This window comes from bacterium SCSIO 12741 (assembly GCA_024398055.1).
Lineage (GTDB): Bacteria > Bacteroidota > Bacteroidia > Flavobacteriales_G > Salibacteraceae > SCSIO-12741.
Genome location: CP073749.1, coordinates 4,834,818 through 4,853,336 on the forward strand (window position 1 = coordinate 4,834,818; position 18,519 = coordinate 4,853,336).

At 45.2% G+C, this 18,519-nt stretch carries 15 protein-coding genes; 3 read left to right on the forward strand and 12 right to left on the reverse strand.

The window, feature by feature from the left end:
• Positions 1–40 precede the first annotated feature (40 nt).
• Positions 41–520, reverse strand: coding sequence for a DUF4442 domain-containing protein (locus tag KFE98_20550; GenBank protein ID UTW62362.1), 480 nt, complete (start codon positions 518–520; stop codon positions 41–43).
• Entirely contained in the window at positions 510–4,049 is a 3,540-nt protein-coding gene (locus KFE98_20555; protein UTW62363.1) for a T9SS type A sorting domain-containing protein, read from the reverse strand. The genes KFE98_20550 and KFE98_20555 overlap by 11 nt, the downstream gene beginning before the upstream one ends.
• Positions 4,050–4,146: 97 nt before the next feature.
• On the opposite strand from KFE98_20555, the gene KFE98_20560 reads away from it, so the two are divergent.
• Complete coding sequence (locus KFE98_20560) at positions 4,147–4,734, forward strand: redoxin domain-containing protein (protein ID UTW62364.1); 588 nt, start codon at positions 4,147–4,149, stop codon at positions 4,732–4,734.
• Positions 4,735–4,770: 36 nt separating this feature from the next.
• On the forward strand, positions 4,771–5,556 hold the full coding sequence (locus KFE98_20565) for a DUF2797 domain-containing protein (protein ID UTW62365.1): 786 nt from the start codon (positions 4,771–4,773) through the stop codon (positions 5,554–5,556).
• A gap of 12 nt (positions 5,557–5,568) precedes the next feature.
• Here KFE98_20565 and KFE98_20570 read toward each other — a convergent pair whose 3' ends face one another.
• Genes KFE98_20570 through KFE98_20590 form a run of 5 tightly spaced genes read right to left on the reverse strand, consistent with a single transcriptional unit; the run spans position 5,569 to position 13,898 of the window.
• On the reverse strand, positions 5,569–6,948 hold the full coding sequence (locus tag KFE98_20570; GenBank protein UTW62366.1) for a hypothetical protein: 1,380 nt from the start codon (positions 6,946–6,948) through the stop codon (positions 5,569–5,571).
• Positions 6,945–7,514 carry a sigma-70 family RNA polymerase sigma factor gene (locus KFE98_20575; GenBank protein ID UTW62367.1) on the reverse strand — a complete coding sequence of 190 codons (570 nt, stop codon included), beginning with the start codon at positions 7,512–7,514 and terminating at the stop codon, positions 6,945–6,947. Before KFE98_20575 ends, KFE98_20570 begins: the two co-directional genes overlap by 4 nt.
• Positions 7,515–7,523: 9 nt before the next feature.
• Positions 7,524–9,482 (reverse strand): carboxypeptidase regulatory-like domain-containing protein, encoded by a 1,959-nt coding sequence (locus tag KFE98_20580; protein UTW62368.1) that lies wholly within the window; start codon positions 9,480–9,482, stop codon positions 7,524–7,526.
• Positions 9,483–9,526: 44 nt separating this feature from the next.
• Complete coding sequence (locus tag KFE98_20585) at positions 9,527–11,308, reverse strand: T9SS type A sorting domain-containing protein (GenBank protein UTW62369.1); 1,782 nt, start codon at positions 11,306–11,308, stop codon at positions 9,527–9,529.
• 58 nt (positions 11,309–11,366) lie between these two features.
• A complete protein-coding gene (locus KFE98_20590; protein ID UTW62370.1) occupies positions 11,367–13,898 on the reverse strand; it encodes a gliding motility-associated C-terminal domain-containing protein in 2,532 nt (843 codons plus the stop codon).
• Positions 13,899–14,161: 263 nt separating this feature from the next.
• Between KFE98_20590 and KFE98_20595 the strand changes: the two genes are divergently transcribed.
• A complete protein-coding gene (locus tag KFE98_20595) occupies positions 14,162–14,548 on the forward strand; it encodes a hypothetical protein (GenBank protein ID UTW62371.1) in 387 nt (128 codons plus the stop codon).
• 9 nt (positions 14,549–14,557) lie between these two features.
• On the opposite strand, the gene KFE98_20600 is transcribed toward KFE98_20595, so the two are convergent.
• The 5 genes from KFE98_20600 to KFE98_20620 form a co-directional block, all read right to left on the reverse strand.
• On the reverse strand, positions 14,558–15,160 hold the full coding sequence (locus tag KFE98_20600) for a hypothetical protein (protein UTW62372.1): 603 nt from the start codon (positions 15,158–15,160) through the stop codon (positions 14,558–14,560).
• Between the two features lie 135 nt (positions 15,161–15,295).
• Positions 15,296–15,655 carry a bacillithiol system redox-active protein YtxJ gene (ytxJ, locus tag KFE98_20605; protein ID UTW62373.1) on the reverse strand — a complete coding sequence of 120 codons (360 nt, stop codon included), beginning with the start codon at positions 15,653–15,655 and terminating at the stop codon, positions 15,296–15,298.
• Between the two features lie 11 nt (positions 15,656–15,666).
• Complete coding sequence (locus KFE98_20610; protein ID UTW62374.1) at positions 15,667–16,350, reverse strand: DUF547 domain-containing protein; 684 nt, start codon at positions 16,348–16,350, stop codon at positions 15,667–15,669.
• A 121-nt stretch (positions 16,351–16,471) separates the two neighbouring features.
• Positions 16,472–17,827 carry a DoxX family protein gene (locus KFE98_20615; GenBank protein UTW62375.1) on the reverse strand — a complete coding sequence of 452 codons (1,356 nt, stop codon included), beginning with the start codon at positions 17,825–17,827 and terminating at the stop codon, positions 16,472–16,474.
• 84 nt (positions 17,828–17,911) lie between these two features.
• The gene (locus KFE98_20620; GenBank protein UTW62376.1) at positions 17,912–18,466 is read right to left on the reverse strand and encodes a DUF1599 domain-containing protein; all 555 of its coding nucleotides are present in this window, start codon (positions 18,464–18,466) and stop codon (positions 17,912–17,914) included.
• Between the last annotated feature and the right edge of the window lie 53 nt (positions 18,467–18,519).

The window sequence follows — 18,519 nt, forward strand, 5'->3', positions numbered from 1 at the left end:
CTACTTTTCGATACAGAAAGATGCTTTACGAGGGCTTGGGCTACTTGACTTTCAGCGATAATTCCATTTCAAACTTGGCCACAGTTACCATTTCGTTTCCATTCTTGATCTGCGCCTCAACTGGGATGGGTCGTGTTACCCGTTCTCCTGTCCGCTGACACTCCTCCAGCATTTGACGAGCCTCTTCTCCACCCCGGGCCTGAAAATAAACATCCGACTCAGGGCGCTGAATAAAATCGGCAGTCATTTTTTTAAACGCCAGGGAAACCCGCAATCCTGAACCTCTGGCTATCTGAAAGGCCTGAAAACCCGAAGCCAGATCGGCGCCGATGGCCAAGGCACCCAGGTACATACTACCCAGGTGGTTGGTGGTCCAGAAATTCTTTCGAATCCGGATCGTAATCCGGTCGTCATCGAGGTATACAATCTTTGGCCTACAAATAGCAATCAGGCGGATCTTTGCCCACCCAAATAACCACAACATGCGGTTTGCCTTGGCCAGCGATCGTTTATCGGGCATTTTTAATCATAAATCTACCGGTGAAACTCTCCTCGTCGTTAGCTACCTGAATGATGTACATGCCGTCTTGAACCCCGTTCAGAGATATTTCCTGATTAAAGTAATTATCAGCCTGAATAATCTCCTGCTGCACAGGTTGACCTAAGGCATTCCAGATTTGAACCCGGTAGCTGCCCTGTAATCCAACCAACTCCAGATTGATGTTTCCTTGAGAAGGGTTAGGATATACGCGCAATTGATCGTAGGTAGTTTTACCTTCATCCACACCGGTTGCCAGGCAAATCCAATCTTTACCCGTTGCATTCATGCGAGGGAAGTCGCCAATCTCTTTGGAAATGGAGAATGGATACAAAATGCGTCGGCCGAAATCATTGGTGAAGTTTTTAATTCCGATGATGTTGTTGTTGTCATCCAGAATCATGAACCGCAGCAATCCGCTTCCCTGGGCATTGTTGAAGTAGTAATACAAACCATCATCTGCCACATCGAGCATGTCCATCACGTAGCATCCTTCAGGAAGAGCCAGCGTATCGTTGTACTGTGTATTTGGATTCAGATTCTCTTTGCGCAATACTTCGTTGCCATTGGCGTCTTTGATAACCAAAATGTTGTCTGTAGGCTCATTGTTGGTCCGGTAAGTCACCACAATTTTGGATGGGTACATATCAGGCAGATTGTAAGCCGTGTTGTAGGTATCGTTATCCGGATTCTCGTCGTCCTTGTTATTCGGGTTACACACTCTTACTTCAAAATAAGGTTGACCATCACCGGTGTAGAATCCAATGTCCGACAAAGGAAGCTCCACTTCTGTGCTTTGCATAAAAGGAAGATTTCCTTGCCAGCTGTAGGTCATGATTTCTCCACCGGTAACGCGGTATTTCAGGGTTACTTCGGTAAGTGTTTCAGACCCAGAATTGCGAAGAATCACTTTTGGATTTTCACAAATCACGCCCATTTTGGAGTAGTAAGCTTTGTTCGTTGGATTGATCACATTGTAGATTTCTGCGTCTACCGTGTAATTCGCAGCTCCGTATTGTAAGAGGTGCATGGAAGTAAGGTATCTACCGTTACCCATTCCTTGATTATTCGCCGGAACTGGGGTCATGGAGAAATCCAATTCCACGGAATCACCAGTGAACATTTCTCCAATTTCGATTTCCTTTTCTTTGACCACATCACCAGGACACCAACCTTCACGAGCACCTACCCAGGTACCACCTTGAGCAATTACAGGGTTGAGAGCGCAATCGTGTGTTTGCCAAATGTGCCAGTTGCGGGCCAAAGTTCCATTTACATAAAGACTATGCTCGTTGTCCTTCCACTCACAGCAGTGCGGATAACTTCCGTCATCACTGTTGTGACCATGACCGGTAATTCGGGTTTTTACTTTGAAATACTTCGCGTCTTTGTGCAAGTGAAGTGTCTTTTTGGGCATTACCTTATCATCGTCAATATCCCGGTAGAGGTAGTTCGTCGTTTGGTCCCAAATCTTGGTAATGTTTACCACTTCACGGGCAGGTTTCCCTTTAATCATCAAAAACTGAAGATCAATTAACTCAGACTGAGAACCAGATTGAAGGTCTACCGAATCGGTCAAATAAGGACGGTAATCGGTAACATCATACCACCAGGTAAATCCATCAGGCCCCAACGTCAATCCAATACCATAAGGAGTAATGTAGCGGGCAATTTCAATACGGGTTTCAGGGCTGTACCACACTTTGGTTCCCTGGTAGGCAATGGTATCCGCCATTTGATTTTGAGAAGAGACAAGCATTCCATTTTCTCGTCTTCTTACCTCCACTGGCACACCTACGTCCCATACAAATTGAGTATCGGTGGCCAATGTAGGGTGAATTGGACTGTTTTCAGGAACCTGTACTTCGTTCGCTGGATTATTGTACCAAACCAACTCAGCCGGGATATGCATTACGCTGTCCATTACTTGGGTAGTGTCTCTAACGGATTGGTAAACGCCTTGCTCAAATACCATTTTAGGACGGAATTGAGAAATAACCCGGTTCAGATCTTGTTCTCCGGTATAGGCTCTTTTCCACCAAGGTAGATTTTTGAGCACTCCATCGTATTGTCCAGCCTGAGCCATATCGTTGGCAATAACACCTGACGTTTCGTTGAAGGGGTAATACACCTTTAGGTCAGCGTAATCTGGGTGACTGGCATCCACTTCACGGTACATCCAATCTTGCATGGTGGCTGGAGTCAAAGCTTTGTCCCAAACTCGAAATTCATCGATACCACCTACGAAGTAACTTCCCTGCCAACGACCCACGCGCAATTCACGCAATCCGGTGCTAAGATTCACGCTTTTCTGTCCGGCCAGGTTGCCGTCATAGTAGAATTTCACCGTGTTGCCATCATACACCAAAGCATAGTGGTGCCAGGTTCCTTTACTTCCGTTTAGCGTAACCGTAAAGTCTCCACTACCCCAAACATTGATTTTCCATTGATCATCTGTTGAAGTGGTTCTAATGGAGTAATCCTGATTTGTAGTATTGACTCCCATTTGAAAGATCCCGGCATTGTTAAATTGATCCGCACGAGCCCAGGCTTCAATGGTTCGGGCTGCTTTTCCAGTAATGGTAGCCGATTGATCGGTGCTCACGTATTGGGGTCTCCCTTTTAACTCAAGATAACCGTTGTTGGAAGAGGAAACCAAGGTCGGAGTGTATCGTAGCTGGTCACCTTTTAAAGTATAATCTGAACTGGTTTGAGTATTGTCAAAACGAAGTTCTACAACCAGATTCGAAGTACCGTCCCAATTGAAAGGAGTGGTAAACTGAATGTCTTGCATTCCTGTACTGCTAAACTGAGAATGACTACGGTATACGGTGGAAGTGGCCACAAATTCTACGTTTCCAAAGGCCGTATCGGTCGTGTGTCCTAATCGAACCTCGAGGTTCTGCAAGGCGCCACCTAAAGCACTCAGGTCCATTTGAATTCCAGTAATGTTGCCTGCTGATAGACCTCCTGAGCTGAGTTCACTTGCCTTGTAGATGGTCTGCACCCGACTTTTGTCTTTTGATCCGGGAAGCATTTGGTCGTTGGTGGCCATTTGTCCGCCCACGGTTGCCGAAGTCAAACTGGTGGTTGAGGTATGACGGATGGTATACTGATCTTCTACCCAATAGTTGTATAGTGGAGTTTTGGAGTAAGCCAAAGAATCCGGAGAACTGCCCGAAACCCGAAACAAAGGATGAGTTCTTCGCAATGAATCCAACCTTCCGTCGTGGTTGTACACGTAGGTATAGTTTACGTAATCCCACTCACCGCAGTCGTACTGATCCTGCTTGGTTTGAGGATCACACTTCAGCGTCATTTTCATCAATATCTTGCTAAAATCCTGTGAGGCATCGGGAAACACATAGGTATCTCTCCGTTTGGTGATATCACTGAATTCAAAACATTGCACTACCGTTGTGTCCTGAGCTAAGCCATTCAACGATAACATCATAGCCAATGCCAAAATTCCTACTAATACCTTATTTCGTGTACGTAATTCTTGCTTCATTCCGGATCATTTTTTACTTTCCATTCTTAAAACTGAGACGTTTGCGAGGCCTGTGGGTTGGTTGCCTACTGCCAAACACTCACAAAGTAACAACATTATGCGCAAAATCGCTTTAATTCTGACGCTCAGCTTCTTAGCCAGCTCCTACCTTCACGCTCAAAAAGACAAGTTTACACCTGGAAGTAAGGTTCCCCCTTTTGTGATTCGAACCTACACGGGAGATCGACTCGATATGGAGGAGATTTTGGAAACCAAAGACCGCCTTATTATCATCTTCTATCAGGGTTCCTGGAGCGAGTATGACCGAAAGTACTTGAAAGCCATTCAAGAGCGGTATGAAGAGATCCAACAAAAGAATGCGGAAGTAGTGGTTATCACCCGGGAAAAAGCAGCATACGTCAAAAAACTGGTGGAAGAGGAAGGACTCACGTTCCCCATCTGCATGGACAACGATTGGTACGTCATGAGCTCCTATCAGGTGGCCTATAAGATGAGTGCCCGTAACCTCCCTGATAAGTACAAGGAATACAGCGGATACAACTACCGGCATACGGGAAGCAAAGACGATATCGTTCCCATTCCGGCTACCTATATTGTTGATCAAAAAAGAAAGGTCATCTGGAATTACTTCGAACACGATTTTCGCCGTCGGCCAAAGGTCGAGGATGTGATGAATAATCTTTAATTTGCCGCCGTGATAGCAAGTGGAAACATCCGGAAAATGCGAACGGCAATCAACAAGCCGGTTCAGTATCGATTGCCATTGTTCGATAATTTGGAACAAGGCGAAGAAGTAGACCTTAACCCTTTCGTTGGCCAGCCGATCTCCATACGATTCGATGGCATTATCAATTGTGTGGTAACAGGCAAAAGAATTAACAAAACCTTCGGTGAAGGAATGAGTTACGATGCCTGGAAAAGTGCTCCGGAAGCCGTAGAAAGTATTATCAATCCGGAATTGGATAAATCTCACTTAGGTATTGGACTTCGCGACTTGGAATGGGAACGAGAACGACACGTTCGCCCTCACACGGTCTACCTGGCTTTAACCAGTGCTATGAAAGTGGGTGTTACCCGAGACAACTCCATTCCTACCCGATGGATTGACCAAGGAGCCTGGAAAGTGATCCGCTTTGCTGAAACGCCCTACCGCCAAAAAGCTGGTCAGATTGAAGTGGAATTGAAACAACACGTTTCGGATAAAACGAATTGGCGAAAAATGCTCACAGACGAACGAGGTTCTGATGACTTTGTCGCTGAACGTGAACGACTAAAAAAGCTGCTTCCCCTACCCTTGCGTCAATTTGTGCTGGACGAAGAAGAACCTCTGGAAATTCAGTACCCCGTTATGGAATACCCCAAAAAGGTTACGAGCATGAAGCTGGACAAAGTAGGGCACATCGAGAAAAAACTCACCGGAATACGTGGGCAATACTTGATTTTTGAAGACGGTTCCGTCATCAATATGCGAAGCCATTCCGGATACCGTATCACACTTGAAGCCTAAGTAGCACATACTTTATAAATCGAACCTGATTCCGGTTTGCAACCCTAGCATCGTTGCTCTTCGGTCCACATTTTTGTACGGGGAATTGACAGGCAGGTGAACTCCAGGCTGAGCGTATATACCCAAGCGATCGGATAATCGATATTGAAAGTCCATGCCCAATTGAGCTGTCATCCATACTGGATTGGCATTCATGGAGGTCCAATTCAGACCATCGGTCCTTTGGATATAGCGAACCTTCTGTCCCACCAGAATGTGAAAATCCAAACCTAATTCTACCCCTACCGCCAATCGACCAAAAGGCTGAACGATGCCCACGTGCAGAGGCAGACTCAAGTAAGATAGTTGCTGCCGCTCTTGCTGCGTCTTCTCCACTTCCCGACTCATCGCCGTGTAACTGGTATCATAAATCGTTTGCCAGGTAGTATCCCAATCGTAAACACTTCCCTGATTTTCGAAATAGTGTTTGTTGCCCACTACCCGGCGCACAATGTTGTAATGGCTAAAGGAGCTGTCTACAATCATCATTTCATGCTCAGAAACATCTATTCGTGTCCAATCTTCCTGGGCGGTTTGGGAGCGATTAAGTTGTTGACTTAGGTTTCCATAACGTACTCCTGTTGCACCGAACCATTTTCCGCGTTGGTAAATGAGATCGATTCCTAAGCCCATCCATTGTTCGGCATCAAATGAAATGGTTTCTCCACTCGCTCCAACCTGCTGTCCTTCATTCACACCCCTTTGGTAATCCAACATTCCCCGAATCGCTATGGCCGATCGAGGTTTTGATTTTAAGGCTTTATCCTGGTTTGTGAAAAGCTTATTCTCCGGTTCAAAATTCAAAATCGCCCTCTTCATTTCCAGGGACGAAAAAGAAGGTTCATTCGTCTCATTTTGAATAGCCGGCACAGGATTCATATCCTCTGAACCGGGATTTACGACCAGGTTTTCCGGAGCACTTTCAGCTCTATTGGATGGTTCAAGGATGGACTCTTGAGTCATAATGGACTCCTGGCTATGCTGTGGTTCCTCTTTCTGAACGATAGGAATCGAGTTAACCGAAGTCAAAGGCGATGACGATCCTGCCCTTGCATCACCTTCAACATTCGGCTTTTCAGCTTGTGACTGACCAATAGCTGTTTCTTTTTTGCTTGCAATATTCTTGTGGTTTTCTACAGACTGTAGTGGTTTATTCCATTCTGTTCCCATCCAAAAGGCCAATCCTGCAATCAGTGCCACGGGAAGTCCCCAGGTCAACCAGGCAAGGCCTCTTCTTTTTTTCCGTTTTGGGCCAAAATCGCGCTGGTATTGCTCCCAGTATTGGGGTTCGAACGGAAAAGCCTCATCAGGAAATGCCTTACGGGATAATTCGTCGAGGTTATCTTTTTTCATAGCATCCATGCTTTAGCCGACTTTACAGTCCGTTTTAACCATTCTCTTAGCTGTTTCCTCGCCTGGTTGACGTGCCACTTCGATGTACCGACTGAGATGTCCAGTGCATCGCTGATTTCCTGGTGGCTACATTCATCCAGAACAAATAGTTGAAATACCTCCTGCGTACGATCAGGCAAATCCTTGATCTGTTCCCGCAGTTCGGGTATCGAAACCCTGACCTTGGGTTCTTCCTCTTCTTCATAGAGGGCAAAGTTTTCCAGCTGAGCCGGAAGCGACGCTTCGTATTTGGAGCGGGTTTGTTTTTTCTTGTACTCGTTGATGCAGTGATTCATCATGATGTGCCTCGCCCAGGAGGCAAACCGATTGGGATCATTCAATTTATCCAGCCCTTGAAGAATTTTGTAAAAAGCTTCGTTGTAGAGCATAACAGCATCATCCCGGTTGTTCGCAAAGCGATGACAAATCCGGATCAAAGGGTCAAAGCACCTTTTGTAGAGGGTGAATTGAGCCTTCTGCTCTCCTTTTTTACAGGCTTCTAATAATTTGGAATCAATCGATTTCAAAGAGTATAATCAGTTCTTGAGTAGCTTTTTTACCAATACTTGTTCGTTTAATTTGATTTTAATCAGATATATGCCTGGTGGCCAGTCAGCTGTATTCAATAAGAAGGTTCCAGGAAGCTGGTCACCATAAAAAATGCGATTGCCTTGTAGGTTGGTCAGTTCAACTTCTTCCAATACCGGGAACGAAGTCTTCACCTGGAGCTGATCTTGAAAAGGATTGGGCCAACAGTGGATTCCAATCTCCTCTGAATGCTCGTCCGAAGCGAGAAATTGATCGTAATGAATACCCCGTTTATTCGCTGTTAAATGGACTTTGTATTGTTCACCAGCAACCACCTCAACCTCTGGAGCAACTGTGGGTAACCCCGCCCAATCGAGGTAAACTTGATAACGCCCTGGATCCAGCCCGTTAAATGAAAATTCTCCTTGAGCGTCAGTATAGGTAAAGGCTACTACCTTCCCATTGTTTTGGCGCAACATAATGGGCAGATTTGCGCCTGGTTGTTCTATTCCAAAATGTTCACTGACTTCCCCGTCAATAGTTCCTGATCCTGAGAGGGGTGTTTCTTCGGCAAGATTCCAAGCGATACTTTGGGTATGAGGACCTATGGCATTAGCTGCCGTGTCTTGCCAGAAATGAGAATTGCGATAATAACCAGGTAAAAGACCGGTTGATTCCTTGGGGAGGGCTTTTAACAAATAATAGGCACCGGCCTCACCTGGTAAATAAAATCTTCCTTCTTCGAGTACCTCAAGGGTGTCCTTCAAAACCAACCGCTGCCCTTGATGTTCATACACTTGAATTTGAGCCTCTCCTGGCAAAAGATCCTGACCTTTTCCCCGTATCTGCCCTTCATATATGGGGCCAGTATAAGGACAGTAAACCACTTGGTGATTGAGTATATCGTAGAGGTTAAAAGCCAGGGAATCTTCCAGAACTTCTTCCACACAATTCTCAAGGCGGATGTAGAGTTTTCCGGAAGAAATGCCCGGAATCAATCTTTTGGTGTAGTTGGAGGCTTGCCTCACTGTGACCGAATCAAAGACGGAATGAAAGCGGTCCACCGAAAAATAAATCCGGGCAGAATCAGGCTGACGACTACCTAATTGTCCATTTACCCAAATACTCTGATCCTGACATCCCTGGAAATAGGACGACAGTATGTGGGTTGCTAATGAATAGGAAAGCGTATCTCGCAAGGTATCTCCGTAGCAATCCAGGGTCTTAACGTATACTGGCCCAGAGGTTTTATTGGGATTCAACAAGCTGGAATAAGATCCGCCTGACTGTGTGGTCAACTGCCTCTTAACTCCGGGTGCCTCGATCCAAACCGGATGATTCACAGGAAAACTCCCTCGGTTATTGACAATCCCCTTTACTGTAAACGAAGGAATCTGATTGCAATAATTCAAATCCCGGTAAATGGAATCTTTGAACTGAAACGGAGCGGTAATATGCTCGAGCAATCCCTTACAGTTCTCAAATTGAATATCGAGCTGTCCATCTACCGGAGGATGAAGCAGGTGATAATAATCACCGTTTGTAGAACATTGAACCGAATCGAAATGAGTGTTGAATTGATCGGCGCTGAAAAATATCCAAATCGGTAGTCCCTGGTTGTTTCGAACCTTACCAGCCACCTTCAACCATTTGCTTTTGCACCCCTCCAAATCAATAACAGCCACCGTGGTTAGTGAATTAAAGGAGGTTGAATCCTCCAATACCGCCCCCAGGCAGTCTAAGGTTCGGGCAAACACTTTCCCTGAATTGGAAGTAACCACCTGGGTTTGGTAGTAACCGTTGCTATCGGTTTGGATTTGGGTCGAAAAACCCGGTGCGGAAATCGTTAATGAATGGTAGGCTTGTAGTGTTCCGGCAAGCTTTACCGAGCCTTTGATCTGAAAGGTCAGAGCCTGGGCCGAAAAAGCCCATGTCAGCACCAAGAAGGTTACGCATAAGTACCTCATCAAAACTGTGATCAATTGCTGGTTTTGCTTACCGGAACCGTACATTATTGCACCAAAAGTTTAAATTCCTCTAATCCACGATCTGTCTCCACTGATCCGAAATACCAACCAGGTTGCCAGGAAGCTACTTCCACTTCAAGAGCTGATTGATTTTCAAAATCCTTCTGGTACAAAAGCCTTCCAGAAACATCTCGAACAACGAGACTTCCTGTTCTGGATTCGTTCGGAAATTCTACATAAAACCGATCCCTTGTGGGCATCGGATAAGTTCTTAATGATGAGTTGCCGGCATACTCAAGTACTGCCAACACTCCTTCACTACCCTGTACGGTATCGCCCCCTATTTGAATTTCTACTTTCTTAGCCATATCAGTAGGTAGGCTGAGTGAAACCTTCACGGGCACGGTTACTTTCCCATTTACTTCAGCGTAGATCCAGTGATCTCCCGGAACCACCGAATTGAAGGTATGCTGGCCAGATGGGTTGGAAATACCAAAAGATTCAGGTTGCTGATTAGCTCCTAACATATACACTTGTATACCAGCCGCTGGAGAATTGGGATTGGTGGTATGGTCCATCACTTCTACCAAAATCTCACCGGTACCTTGAGCACTGGCTACCGGCACCAGGTAAACGTCCCGTTGAATATTTCTGGAAGAATTCGACTTAATAACTTTAGCCTGGCTCCAATAAATACTGCTGTCCGCATAGGTTGGAAAGTAGTTTCCAGATTCAGAGTCAGCTGGATCCAAGAAGGCTTGAATCAGAAATACTTTGGTCGTATCCTGGGTATCGTATTGAAATTGCTTTTGAATGTGCTTGAGTGTATCGGTTGCCAAAATGGTTTTTGAAACGCTGTCCCACTCCATAATGACCACATGAGCATCCTGAGCAAACCCTCCCTGGGTATGAATGTTCCCTGAAATTCGGATGGGAAGGGTATCCGGACAATAAGGCGTATTGAACCGAATGCGGTAGCCTTTGGAGCCCCCATAATGCAAGGTATCTTGAATGATATTACCCTGGCAATCAGCATAGCGAAGGGAAAGGACGCCACGGCTTCTCGGCGTAATGGCAAAGGTGTCTCTGGCAAATCCCTGATTATTGGTGTAGGAAGTTTTTACGACCTGTTGAAACCCGTCGGTTGAAAAATCCATTTGAACTCCACTCGTCATCTGATCGGTCAGCAAGCCTTCAGCCAATACGTAAGGTGGATTTTCGCAGTGTTCAAAATCTTTGATCACGAAGGAGGTATCTTTCTGATACACGTAGGTATAGGTTGGTGAATAAATCGTGTCTCCATGGCAATCGATGTGGTAAGCGTAGAAGGTTCCTGTTTTTTGGCTCGCCCAGAAATATCCACTGTATTGTTCATTGGCATCGGTAGATTCTATTCTTCCGGCTACTGGTCCTTTAACAAGAACCGCATAAAGCTCTGAAGGCAAATCTTTTACACGCCCCGTGTAATGTACTTTGTAAGGTGGTGGTGGTGGATTTTGGCAGCGCTCAAGGTGAAAGGGTCCAAGCGTATGGTTTCCTACACTGTATCTTCCCAGGGTATCCTTCAACGATATTCCACTGCAGTTTCGGTATTGTATGTTTATTCTTCCGGCCGTGTGGCTACCGGTATTCACAGTTCCGCTGAATTGTCCGGCAGAATTGGTAAACACAAGCACCTGTGTTCCTGTCGCACTGTCGGTGAGATACACCGCTTGGGATGTCATGAGTGTTCCTCTGATACTTACAGTTCCATTAACCGTAACATTCGCTGCGAAAACGGCAGATTGGAAAAGTAGCAGAAGGGATATAAGGGTAAAGTTTCTCATGGTCTTTTTTGTTTTTGATTTCACTCTTAGGACAGTATCATTTTTAAAGGTTGGGTAATTATCTCACCAGAGTTAAAGATCCCTTGTATTCAGCGTCTGCGTATTTCACAATGTAGAAGTAAGTACCATCCGTTGCCGGTTTTCCATGCACCATTCCTTCCCAGTATCGCTGTTGTTCTGTGGATTCAAAAACCAGGTTGCCCCAGCGGCTATAGATCTGAAAATCGGAGCAACGATGCAATGCCGGATCCTTGAGCGGATGGAACCGATCATTGAGTCCATCTCCATTGGGAGTAAACGCGTTAACTGCCTCAGCGATAATCATACTGTCTAATTCAATCAGGAAAGGGATGGTATCTCGACAAAAATCCCCATATCGAACATATACCTCACCCTGCCACGTGGTGTTTGGTGGCCCCTCCATAAAAACTTCTTCACCTTCTAAAATGGTACTACCCAAATGCCATTCTGCGGAAGCCAAATCATCGTGATAGATGGAGAGTTGTATGGACGCTTGTTCGCAGGCTAACCAGCCTTCTGAATTGAGGGAATAACTGGAATCGGGTGTCGCCAGACCTATGGGAAGGGAATCTACCCGTTCACAGCCGAGGTGGTTGGTGGTAACCAAATAGGCGGTAAATGGCTCTTTGATTAAAACCGTTGGCGTATCGGTATTTCCATAGATAAAATGCTGCTCAGGCTTCCATTGAAATTGGTGATTGGTATCTGAAACGCCAAGCGCCAGGTTGAGTTTACCGCTATCGCATACTTCAACAGGATCCAGGGCAAAAAGTTCAGGAGCTGGCAAGGATTCAGAAAAAACGCTGTCTTCAAACCAGCAGTTCCCAATCAACATGCGATAATGATACGAGCTGTCGGGTATAATAAATCGGCTCACCCAATCGCTGGAGTCCTGCCAAAGTAACTTCTTGTAGTTTCCACTGAGATTGACCCAGGTAGAGTCATGGGGGCACACGGAAGGCCCCATCTGGGCCTCATACCAGAGGGAATCATAAACCACCTCCAGCGTATCGGTATGCTCCAGGGTATCACATGCCCCATAAAGCCTTTGCCTAACCCAATAAGTTCCGGCTTTCGGAAGTTGGGCATTTCGTTGAGTTTGTCCGTTAGACCAGAGGTATTCATCAGCCTGAAGTTTGGCACCGTAGGTATGCGGAAATCGACAAGCAATCACCGTATCCTGAGACGGCAACGAATCCTTTACAAATAGAAAGTCATAATGCGAACCACCACCCAATTGCTGAACAAGAGTTCCATGAACCGTACTAAAATGGTAAAACCCGAAAAAGGGTTTATCCGATTGAATCCAATGTTCAAAGGTGTCGACCTTAATTCTTGCGATGTACCAATCTGGATCTGGAGGAAAAGGTTGAAACTGATGTTGCTGATTTAATCCATCAAGGATAACCCCTTTATGATCTCCTTTTCGAGTAAATACCTGAATCACATTCACATTACGCCATCGCCCGTAAAAAGGCCTTTCCTGAGGTAAAATGACAGCCCGGGTTATCAAATTATTGATTGGTTCTAATCGAACCAATTCGGGATCTGATAAATGAAAAGTATCGGGCAACGAACCTTTTACGATTCGATAGACATGAACGGGTTTATCTGCACGAATTTTAACGGCTACGGAATCATTAAACTGGTAAAACTCCCCAGGATTAATCAGGGCTCCCGGCTTTTGATTGACCCATATATTGGTAGAATTCTCGGTGGCCAAAACCCGGTAGCTATAAATCGTATGCCGCGTATCCGGAAAATCCAGAAACAAGGTATCCGCATATCGATCCGGCACCATCATCTCATACATGTTATCCGCACAGCACGGCCCTGCATAATCAAAGCTGTGTACCGTGACCGCAATTTTCTGATCCGGGTTTCCCAGTGCCTGAATAAAGGTTCCCGCTAGATCGCCTACATGATAATTGCTATCCAGGAAGACCATGTTTCTAAACTGGTAACTCTCCCCGGCATTCAACATTATGGTGACCGTTTTATTTGGAATAAACTGACCGGTATGACTGGTATCGGTGGTTGTAATTTCAATGGGTGTATTATCGCAAAAGGCAGTGATACCAACAATGGTTGGCATTCCAGTCCTATTCGAATCGTTGTGATAGCCGCTGATGTGGTACTCCTTACCGGTGGAAATAACAGGTAAAATCGTCATCATACCAGCCCCTGTCACTTGGGGATATCGCCTTAGTGTAACACTAATGGGATGATCGCTCTGAATATGAAAGGTAGTATCGTGGGCAACCTCCATGTTAACAGCCACCCCCATATTGGGTAGCTCAATTTCCAAAACAGAATTCTTCTGAATGGAATAGGTCCGTTGATAATTCAACCCAGCCACAGACACCGTAAATTGGGTGGTATAATGAGAGGACACCAGTAGATACATGTCTTCATTGTTGGTATAGTAGTGCTGGTAATAATCGGGTACGCAAAACATGAATTCGGTCCCTGCCGTGGCATAACTCACCTGACTGGCCGCGGGTCGACCGAAAATCAACAATACCGCACAAAGCACCCAAAAGGGAAAGAGGTTCGTTTTTCTTTTCATCACCTTTAGGACAGGTGTTTTTGAAAAGGTTGGTTAATCAGAGGCGAGAACGAGAACGAGGTTATTCAGGGGCGAGAAGCGAGGTTTGAGAATGAGGGTGGGTTTGGGTGAGCAACGGAATTCAAGAACTCCTCGTTCTCGCCCTCACTCTCGTTCTGAGTTCTGTTCTCGAAACTGCCAAACCGGTTATTTTTTACTTTTGGATTTGTTGAGCGGGAGTTCCTCGCATCTCCATGCTCACACTCACGACTGAATTAACTGCCATGAAATACCTACTGCTTTTAGTTTTCCTTTTCGTTGGAACTTCCGCTTTTGCCCAGGATAATACTCCTGAATGTGATCGTTTTAAAACGGGAACTTTTCTTTCTCCCCGGGGAACCATTATCAAACGAACGGCTGAATTTCAAACCGAACACCACAAGGAAAGTGGTTTTAAAATCAAACTGAAAGTGGTTTGGATGGACGAGTGTACTTATGTACTCAAATTTGTGGAGGCCAACAAAGCAACTGCTGCAGCCATTGGTCCGGGACCGCACTCAGATTTGACTTGTGAGATTGTTGAAACGGGTGAGGACTTTTACTACCACATAACCACAGATGAGGAAGATGGAAAGGTGTTGCCCAAAAGCAAACTCATTCGTATCGATTAGGCAGACCTCCTAATAGCATTCATAATCCACCAGGTATTGGGAATGCGCAGCCTCTATTCTACCCGATGAATTGTTTACTTCAATGATCCAGGCTACCCCATCACAACTGCCATCATTGTGTTCACCATAGGCATATTCGATGTACACGAAAGAAGTCTCTTTAAACCGGTAAATCGGTCCGGTGTGAATAAGGGTGGCGCAATCTTCCGGTGACATGAAATCGCGAACTGTTTTTCCCGAGATCTTTCTTTTTTCAGGTATTTGCCACTTCACCTCCTTAATCCAGGAAGGTGGGTGATATTCTTGCACGGTTTCAATGGCCATCACCATTCCTCCAGCACTGTAAACCTCAACCTCGGTTTCGGTGGTATCTGCCCGGAAAACAGAATCGGTGGTAAAATAGCGAACCAATTGCGTATCGGTCATGGACCGCTCATAATAAGGCGAAGTTCTGTTGATTGACCCAATTTTAAATCCACAGTCGGGTGGAATCATGTATTGAGTCGGGTTCTTTTTCATGTCGTTTAGAACCAGTCGAAAGGCTCGGTCGTTTTGTGCAATGGAATAGGAAATGAAAGACAAGGTCGTGGTTAACAGGATTAGTTTCTTCATGGTTAAATCAGATTAGGCGATCGAAAACCTAACACAATTACATTAGGATTTGGTATCTATAAAAATAGACGATAACAGAATCCTGAGGTTGGTTGATTTCGGCTTTTTTTTCGTCGTTTATCGAAAAAAACAGCTTCAGAAGTTATTGAAATCCACCTGATTGTGTGATACGTGAGATTTTACCTGACCCTTTTCAAGAACGATGGCCTGAGGGGATTCATGATGAACCCCAAAGCGCTTAGCGATACCATTTGAAAGAGGGCGAAAACGCAACAAATCGAGGTAGTAAAACTGAAAAGTATCTTGGTTCTTTTCCCATCCCCTTCTTAAACGATCATAGGCCATGGAACTGATTCCGCAGCGGGTACTGTGTTTAAATAAGACAACGGGTTTGTCAAAGGAGGCCGAAATAGCATCATCCAATTGGGCTTCTGCTTCCAAAGCAATCCATCCTTCGGGCAAGCCCGATTTTCCACCAAACCACGATCCAAACATGAGCTTTCGTATTAGCTTGTAAAATTATCAATATTGAGGGTCCAATCGTAATTGAGAAAACCAATCCGTGGGGAGGCTTGCAAACTAATCAGTCCGGCCCGTTTGTAGATGTTTCTTATCCCTTCAAATCCACCAAAATCAGCGAAATACCAAAGGAATAGGCGTGGTACTTTCAACTGTCGCTTTTCGGTTTCAAACAAGGTGGTTTCTTCCAGGTAGTAACGCATGGCAAGATTCAACTCATTTTCCAGGCTTTCGCAACTGTAAATGGCAATGGGCGGACAGGAATTAGCTCCGCAATTCAAAGCAAAATGAATGCGATAGTCACGCTTTTTTAACCGCCATTTCCGCTCCCATGTCCGGGTAAAGGGGCAAGGTAAATAACCGAAGGTGTATTTCAATTTTGATTTCCGGAGAAGTCCGTGCTCAATTTGATCAAAACTCATTTTGACTCCGGCTACTTCCAACATTTTCTTGGAAAAATAACTTCGATCAAAATCTCCCATTTTGCGGGCAATGATAACCACACAGGAATTGTAAATATTAATCCAAAATACCTTTCTCTTGAGATCGGTATCCAACTCAGCCTCCAGAGCACTCCGGTCCCATTGAGCCACTTGCTCAACCAAATTCATCGGAACAACTCCATTGCGGGCCTGACGCACCAATTCTTGAGAAAGCTCGATTAATTTCACATTACAAATGTGCAGTTCCCCTTGAATTTGGTTCGTCCATCACGTGACAAATGAGAGCGTATTCGCAGAACGGGGACGAAGTCTAAGACGAGGGCGAGGACGAGGGCGACTACTCTTTCGCTTAGAAGAGTTCTGAGGCGGATGGCAGGTCGTTGGCGTGCCATTTACCTACCACGGTGCCTTTTTTCAGTTCTACCAATCCTGGATTCGAGCGAATAACCGTTTTAAGAACAGTTCCGTCACCTGACCAGAATGGAAATTGAGTCTGATTGTCGTGTCTGAAGTTGTTTACATCGTCATATGTACCGGCCGTTAATCCGATGAAGGTAACTCCGGCCTGATTAGCCGCTTCCGCAAGCTCGTTCACCTTGGCCATTACACTACCATCGGTTTTCTTGATGTCGTAGGCAAACAAGAGGAATACCCTTTCTTCTCCCAATAGCGAATAGGTGCGGTCGTTTCCATCGTTGTCAAACAGTACAAAATCGTGGATTGGAGGCTCGTATCCATCACTGATTTTTATCTGACGGGTCAGATCACTAACCATTTCCCACTCGGGCTTTTCCCACCATTTCTGCTCAATGTAGATGGCGTCAGAAATTTCGGTTTGCTCACCCGTAGACTTATTCTTCATGGTGTAGATGTAGCCGTATTTTGGAGGTTGTAGTCCCAGCTCTTCGGCAGACTTCATTCCCTCTTCAATATTCTTTCCAACGGCATAAGGACGGTAGTCACGAATAGGAAGATGATTGTACGTCCAATAGCAAATTCCAAAGGCCAAAATGGTGATCCATGCTGCGCTAAACCACTGGGAGTTGTTCCCTTTCCATCTTCTCAGTAAGAAGTATCCTGCATATCCTATAGCGGTAACAAACACAGGGAAGAACCAAGTAAATATGTAACTAAAGAATCCCACAAACAGCAACGATAGCGGGAAGAACAACTTGTCGTCCTGGTCTGTATTAAGTGGGGTTTCTCCTTTCACAAATTGCATGATCAAAACCGGCAGCAAGAAAATGAAGAGCACCAGGTCTTTGTAAAAACTTTCCCAAGGAGTTAGGCTTCTTCCAATCGAACCTTTCATGGCATCTCCAAAGCAACCGCAATCTGTTACACAGGTAACCGACTTCACTACTTCTTCGCCATTAACTATAGTTGTATAGGTCGCTGAAGGATCACAATTTGCCGTATAAAGCGTTAACCAACCGAAGAACACCGTTAGCGCCAACAGGGATAAAGTTGCCAGCCTCATTTTAGCTCCAAACAAAAGAGCGAATCCCAATATGATTTCACCCACACAAGCCAGAATGGCTAACTCCAGAGCCCAAGGCTCGAAGAAGGGCAAATTCAGGGCACTTTCGTGGAAATACTCCTCCAGTTTGTAAGAAAATCCAAGGGTATCATTGGCTTTGATCAATCCTGAAACGATGAACAGGGAACCCACAAACAGGCGGCAAAAGGCTAAGAAGTACTTCATAACGGTTTGAATTTGGGCCTAAAAATAGTAAGCAATCTAACAGGGTCGATCGTGATTTAACAGCCTGTTAACTTCTCGACATTTTTAGGACGCGGCAACGGCCTGCTCATTCAAGCGAATCATAGCGAAGACCGAATAGTTGATCATGTCCTGGTAGTTGGCGTCAATTCCTTCAGAAATAATGGTTTCCCCTTGATTATCTTCAATTTGCTTAACCCGCAATATTTTCATGAGAATTAAATCGGTGTAGGAACTAATGCGCATGTCTCTCCACGCTTCACCATAGTCGTGGTTTTTGGCCATCATCAAATCTTTAGTGGCTTGTGCATACTGGTTGTACAAGGCCGTTCCCCGATCCAATGGCATATTGATATCAGATGATTCACCCAATTCGAGTTGAACCAAGGCCATGATGCAGTAGTTGATGATACCAATGTATTCCGGACGAATGCCCTCCCCTACTTTGGATTCACCCGTTTGCTCCAGGGTTTTAATCCGATTGGCTTTGATAAAAATCTGATCGGTCAACGACGGTGCGCGAAGGATTCTCCAGGCTGAACCGTAGTCCTTCATCTTTTTGGTAAAAATATCTCTACACTCGTTGATTACTTCGTCGTATTGTTTTGCCGTATCTGCCATTCTTATCGGATTGTTTCCAGTAGCTACATTTGCAAAGAAATTGAAAAAATGAT